Consider the following 5,510-nt stretch of genomic DNA (forward strand, 5'->3'; position numbering starts at 1 on the left):
CCGTCGGACCGGGCCTTCTCGTTCGATGGCCGCAGCGATCCATCGGATCGGGCCTTCTCGTTCGATGGCCGCAGCGATCCATCTGATCGGGCTTTCTCGTTCGACGGCCGCAGCGATCCGTCGGACCGGGCGTTCTCGTTTGATGGCCGCAGCGATCCGTCAGACCGGGCTTTCTCGTGTGACAGCCGCAGCAATCCGACAGAGCGGGCATTTTCTGCGGGTCCCGCTGCATAGACTGAGTAACGTTGTAGTCACTATCCGGGGTTCGGATAGTTTTGTGATGGGTGCGTAATTTGCGGGCTGATGGAGTGGCAATGAAACCATTGGCCGGGATTCCGGTTCTTGACCGGCTGGCGGCAGACGAAGCGAACCTTCGCTCTGCTTTCCGCCTTGATGAACTGTCATCGACGCGACTATTTGATGCGGACGAAACCGTAAACCGGTTGCGGCCGCACTTTCCTCGTCTGGGCATCGTGCGCATGGCCGAAGTCACCGGCCTCGACCGCATTGGCATTCCCGTCTGGATGGCCGTGCGGCCCAACAGCCGGACACTGGCCGTGAGCCAGGGCAAGGGCATCAGCGCAGGCCATGCCCGCGCTTCCGCCGTGATGGAAGCTGCCGAAATCGCTATTGCCGAAAATATTCCGCTTGCCTCCTTTGCCGCCAGCCGCCGCGAGCTGCAGGGCGCGGGTCATACCGTGTTTGACGGCCGTATGCTCTTGATGCGCGGCGCGGACGAGGCAGGGTCCGATGAGACCGACTATTGGCTCGAAGGCTTCGACCTGTTGAAGCAGAAGCCGGTGTTCGTGCCGCGCGAACTCGTCTCGCTGGATTTTACCTCGGCGCGGCGATCCTTTCATTATTGCCAGTCGACCGACGGCCTTGCCTCGGGCAACTGCCTGCTGGAAGCGGTCATTCACGGCCTGTGCGAACGCGTTGAGCGCGATGCCACTGAGTTATGGCGCTTCCAGCGCGACGCAGGGGTGCAGGCGCGCTGTGTCGATCCGGCGGCTTTTGCCGATAGCGGCATTGACTGGCTGGCGGAGCGGATAACCGTTGCGAATTTCGTCCTGCGCCTGTTCAACATAACGTCGGATATCGGCCTGCCGGTTTTCATGGCAACGATCAGTCCGGCCACGCAGCACGGCACTTATCTGCACTTTGACCTCGCCGCCGGCTATGGCTGCCACCTGTCGCCGCGCGTTGCCGCCATGCGGGCGATCACCGAGGCGGCGCAGACGCGTATCACCAATATTTCCGGTGCGCGCGATGATTTCGACCCATCGGAATATCACCAGCGCCTGGCGCCCGATCTCTCCGTCTATATTCACGCCAAGCCCGCCGATCACTGGCGGTTCGAGGAACCGGAGCCGCACCTGCGCGCCAGTCTTAAAACCTATCTCGAACCGCTGCGCCGGCGTGGCATCACCAGTGTGGTCGCCGTGCCGCTTGGCGGCGAGGAATATGGCATGTCGGTCTGCCGCGTGCTGGTCAACGAGCTTGAAAGTCCGGCGGGCACCCGCAAGCACCGCTTCGGCGGGCGGGCGCTCAACGCCATGTTGCGGCAATAGGAGCGGCAATGAAGATCCTGTTTGCAGGCCCGAGCCTTTCTGGAACAGAGTTTGTGCCGGTGCGCGCAGGGGAAGACCGCGTCTTGCCGGATTATGGGCTGACCTGCCGCGGCCCGGCGAAATGCGGAGACATCACCCATGCGGTCGACCAGGGTTTTCGCGTCATCGGCCTGGTCGATGGCCGGTTCGAGGACGTCGCGGCCGTCTGGCACAAGGAAATCCTGCATGCCCTTTCCGCAGGTGCCACAGTTTATGGCGCTGCCAGCATGGGCGCGCTGCGCGCTGCCGAATGCCATCCCTTCGGCATGATCGGCATTGGAAAGGTGTTTGAGCGTTACGCCTTTGGCGGTCTGGAAGACGATGCTGCCGTTGCGCAGGTGCATGCGCCGGCCGAATTTGGCTATGTGGCCTTCAGCGAAGCAATGGTCACGATCGATGCAACGCTTGATGCGGCCTTGGCTGCTGGCGCGATCACGGATGAGGAACATGCTCTCATCCGCACGAAGGCTGATGGCGTGTTTTTCAAGGAACGCACATGGCGGCGCATCTTCGACGTGGTCTCGCCCGATATCGATCGCGCGGCAGAACGGCTGAGGCCGCATATCCGCAACATCAAGCGTGACGATGCCGAGCTGCTGCTCGATGTTCTATTGGAGCGCAAGAGCGTGACGATGCCGCAATTGGCTCCGGATTTCGCCGGCTGGCAATTCAACGAGACGTCGCAATGGCGCAAGTTGCGGGCCTAATTCGGACTATTGGCGGCGTCCTAATTGCGCCTAACCCCAATTAATTAGCAGAATCTTCAGAAAAAGTGCCAAAAACAGCATTTGAGTCACGCTTGCGTAACGGGGCGGTTCATAATCTCAACACGTGGTCGCAAGTTTAACGCATGAAAATAAAACAAAAAAGCATTCAAGCGTGTGTGGGAGCAAGCGGGCAGTCAGTGGGGGACCTACGCCGGAATTCGATGATTAGTTAGTTAGAATTTCGGCGTAGCACTGCCCTCACAAGACCTTAATCAATTCGATTCCATTCCAATCCCGACAAGCAATATTCGTCATTTCACGCTTCCGGCGTGGAAATACGATGTAGATTTCTTGAAAAAGAAGGCCGGCTACTTGATCTGCTCGGTTTCGTCATCGCCGGCCGCAAGCCATTGCACCAGGATTGCCACCGACATCGGTCCGAGGTTGGGAATGAGGGTCAGGTCGAGTTGCCGGGCCCAGGAGCGCTCCGGCTCCCAATCGGACGGCATGTTCCACGGCGTTCCGCCATATTCGATCCAGAGCGCATTGACGATCCGTGAATGCACTGTCTTTGAGGGGCAAAATGTCTGCAGGCGGTTGCGCATAGATACCCTTGGGCAAATGTTGCGTGAGAGTGCATTTTCCTGTTCGTTCTGGCCTTGGGCAGGGCGGCGCTATGGCCGGCGACTGCCTTTCAGCCTGGAACGGGATCCGCAACGTATGAACTCTTTGCCACGCATGGCCGGGACAATGCCGGCCGCTGCCGGGAGCTTGATAAGGAGCCCGGCAAATGATGAGATGATGGGCGCTATCCCATCGAGAAAGCGTCCCATTGCTGGCGCGTTTCTTATCCGCTGTTCAATCAGCGGTTTCGGTATTAACGTCATGACCAGGCCCCCCAAATGACCTTCTGTTTTTAGTCCGCCAAGTTGCTTCGGATGAAGCCCAAGGCGTTGATTTTATGGATCGTCATTTTATAAACAACGATCCGAGTCCCCCTGCTTTTAACAAGAAGTTGTCTAAGCTTATATAAAATATAATTCCGGGATTTACCCAATCTGTTTTAAACTATAGTATTACTTCTTCTTGTTTTTAGTGCGTTTTTCATTTCCATCGTCACAAATAAGTTATATTATATTGGAATTTCGTTCAATAATTAATATTGATTAACACGCCTTGCAAACCGGTAGCGAGAATTATTGATGGCCTCGGCAAGGGTACTCCCATGCCCCGTCGGCGACATCGAATTTCGGTGGCGCACGCCGGCATCAGACCTGGATGTTTTTGAGCCTGATGAAAGCCCAGATAGACCGGTTCACTTCCTTGATTGCCTCGATAGTGGCTTGAATGCGCTGCAGTTCCTCATCATCGAGCGCTTCGACTTTTCCATACTTTACATTGTCGTTCATATCGACGATCCGCATCAATTGCGTCGAGGCGAGCACGCCCGCTTCGTCGAATGAGTAGATACAGTGATTGTATTTGTTGCGAAGCCTTTGCTCGCGCGTCATCCGGCTGGTAATTTCAAGAACTGCAACCTTGGAGTCCGGCGGCGTCGAGCTGATTTTCGCCAGACGCTCAAGCAAATCGATGCGTGCCCGTGTCGTGTTGAGCGTCAGGAAGATGACCGTTGCGGCTTCCTTGTTGGTGTCGAGCAGGTGGGCAATCAGGTAGATGAACAGGCTTTCGGTGTTCGTCCACGTATAGTTCAGTTTGCCCACCAGCATCAGTACATCATTAATGCGGGACATTGCCTTAGATGGCCTGGCCCATCACGTAGGTGTTTTCGGGACGCACCATCGGCGTACCGTACCCTCTAAAAGGGGGTCTGAGCTCCTCCTGGTCGACGCTGTCTCGATATATCGCCGCAGCCTGCGTGCGATTGTGCACCCGCAATTTGCGAATGAGATTGTGCACATGCACCTTCACCGTGTGTTCCGAAAGTGCCAGCCGATCGGCAATGATCTTGTTCTGCAAGCCCTCGGAAAGAAGTTCCAGGATCTGATGCTCGCGCAGCGTCAGGGCCTTCATTGGACCTTGAGCACCCTTTCCATGAATGTTGTGCGACATTGACTTGCCCGCCGATGCCTTCTCCATCGAACGAGCGATGGTGGAAGGATAATATTCACCGCCATTCAGCAATAGCCAGACAACGGCAAGCCAAACATCGAGTTTCAGGCTGAAGGGAAGGAGTCCCTGTACCTGCTTGCTGTCAAAGAGACTATTGAGTTCGTGTATGCCGGCGCTGTTCTCATCGATCATTAGCGTTATCGAAGCGTTAGGAAAACGCTTATGACAACGCGCTACGCAATCGCCGAGGTCAAACACGAATCCCGTATGCACGAGCACCAGGCCGATGTCGGCATCGGATTCGTCGGATTCTGCAAGTTTACTTGACAGGATGACCTCGATATCAGGAAATGTTCTTTCCAGGGATTGTACCAAACCCTGGAAAACGACTCCTGCTTCAGCATATATGAAGATACCACTTTTGAATTTCGACTCGTTGTTATCCTTTGAACCGTGAATAACATGGTCAGTTGTAGTACGCGCTATGGTCCCACTCATAATTTTCCCCTACGCCCTTTAGTGAAGGAAGTATTTTCCTTCTGGATTTGTTTGCTCTTATTGTTTTTTTGTTCGGGTCAGTTCTATTTATTCAGTGTCTCGACGCTCCCTAAACCTCGCCTATCCCTGTTGATTAAGAAAGAATTAATAAATTGTGCGTGACGTGGCCGTGACGAGAGCAAAATCAAGTGTTTAACAGAAAATGCGACGCTTTACGGCCCATCTGGCGAATTAAACACTTCGGCGATTTTCCGCGTAGCTCGACAATATTGACTATGATTCGCACGCCTTTAAAGCCGTGCGAATCGGCGCTCGCGGTGTTCGCTCGGCAATCGCGTTGAAACGATTATGTTTTTTGCAGTTTTGCAAAATGGACACGGACTTAGCACGGCATAATCCCAACTCTAAACAGAATTGCTAGCTTACCATCGCGGTGCTTTCGAGTTAACGTCCCGGTGTTTGGGCACAGTGTTGTGTGTGGGGATGTCCAAGCAATAAACGTGAAAAAAACAAAATTCAACACCATTGGCAAGTAGTGCTCAGAATCACGGCTGGCACTATATGAATAACTGACGTCTGTTTTCAATGAGATAACTACGGGCATGCATGATAACCTCGTTTGAAA

Annotated in this window: 6 protein-coding genes; 3 read left to right on the top strand and 3 right to left on the bottom strand. The window is 54.7% G+C overall.

Features of this window, described 5'->3' with window-relative positions; genetic code table 11:
* The 3 genes from AAAC48_RS18380 to AAAC48_RS18390 form a co-directional block, all read left to right on the top strand.
* Positions 1 to 234, top strand: a 234-nt coding sequence (locus tag AAAC48_RS18380; protein ID WP_340655568.1) for a hypothetical protein, incomplete at its 5' end; no start/stop codon positions are given.
* Between the two features lie 80 nt (positions 235 to 314).
* The gene (locus tag AAAC48_RS18385) at positions 315 to 1,571 is read left to right on the top strand and encodes a YcaO-like family protein (protein WP_340655569.1); all 1,257 of its coding nucleotides are present in this window, start codon (positions 315 to 317) and stop codon (positions 1,569 to 1,571) included.
* Between the two features lie 8 nt (positions 1,572 to 1,579).
* On the top strand, positions 1,580 to 2,317 hold the full coding sequence (locus AAAC48_RS18390) for a TfuA-like protein (RefSeq protein WP_340655570.1): 738 nt from the start codon (positions 1,580 to 1,582) through the stop codon (positions 2,315 to 2,317).
* A gap of 368 nt (positions 2,318 to 2,685) precedes the next feature.
* Here AAAC48_RS18390 and AAAC48_RS18395 read toward each other — a convergent pair whose 3' ends face one another.
* The 3 genes from AAAC48_RS18395 to AAAC48_RS18405 form a co-directional block, all read right to left on the bottom strand.
* The gene (locus tag AAAC48_RS18395; protein ID WP_340655571.1) at positions 2,686 to 2,922 is read right to left on the bottom strand and encodes a hypothetical protein; all 237 of its coding nucleotides are present in this window, start codon (positions 2,920 to 2,922) and stop codon (positions 2,686 to 2,688) included.
* 663 nt (positions 2,923 to 3,585) lie between these two features.
* The gene (locus AAAC48_RS18400) at positions 3,586 to 4,068 is read right to left on the bottom strand and encodes a hypothetical protein (protein WP_340655572.1); all 483 of its coding nucleotides are present in this window, start codon (positions 4,066 to 4,068) and stop codon (positions 3,586 to 3,588) included.
* 4 nt (positions 4,069 to 4,072) lie between these two features.
* Positions 4,073 to 4,579: a response regulator transcription factor gene (locus AAAC48_RS18405; protein ID WP_340655573.1), complete on the bottom strand. Its 507-nt coding sequence runs from the start codon at positions 4,577 to 4,579 to the stop codon at positions 4,073 to 4,075.
* Positions 4,580 to 5,510: the final 931 nt, after the last annotated feature.

Origin of the sequence: Phyllobacterium sp. (assembly GCF_037994405.1) — a bacterium.
Taxonomy (GTDB): domain Bacteria; phylum Pseudomonadota; class Alphaproteobacteria; order Rhizobiales; family Rhizobiaceae; genus Phyllobacterium.

Excerpts from the sequence above, each read along its gene's own strand:
- AAAC48_RS18385 (WP_340655569.1), top strand. The coding sequence starts at position 315 with ATGAAACCATTGGCCGGGATTCCGGTTCTTGACCGGCTGGCGGCAGAC.
- AAAC48_RS18390 (WP_340655570.1), top strand. The coding sequence starts at position 1,580 with ATGAAGATCCTGTTTGCAGGCCCGAGCCTTTCTGGAACAGAGTTTGTG.
- AAAC48_RS18395 (WP_340655571.1), bottom strand. The coding sequence starts at position 2,922 with ATGCGCAACCGCCTGCAGACATTTTGCCCCTCAAAGACAGTGCATTCA.
- AAAC48_RS18400 (WP_340655572.1), bottom strand. The coding sequence starts at position 4,068 with ATGTCCCGCATTAATGATGTACTGATGCTGGTGGGCAAACTGAACTAT.
- AAAC48_RS18405 (WP_340655573.1), bottom strand. The coding sequence starts at position 4,579 with ATGATCGATGAGAACAGCGCCGGCATACACGAACTCAATAGTCTCTTT.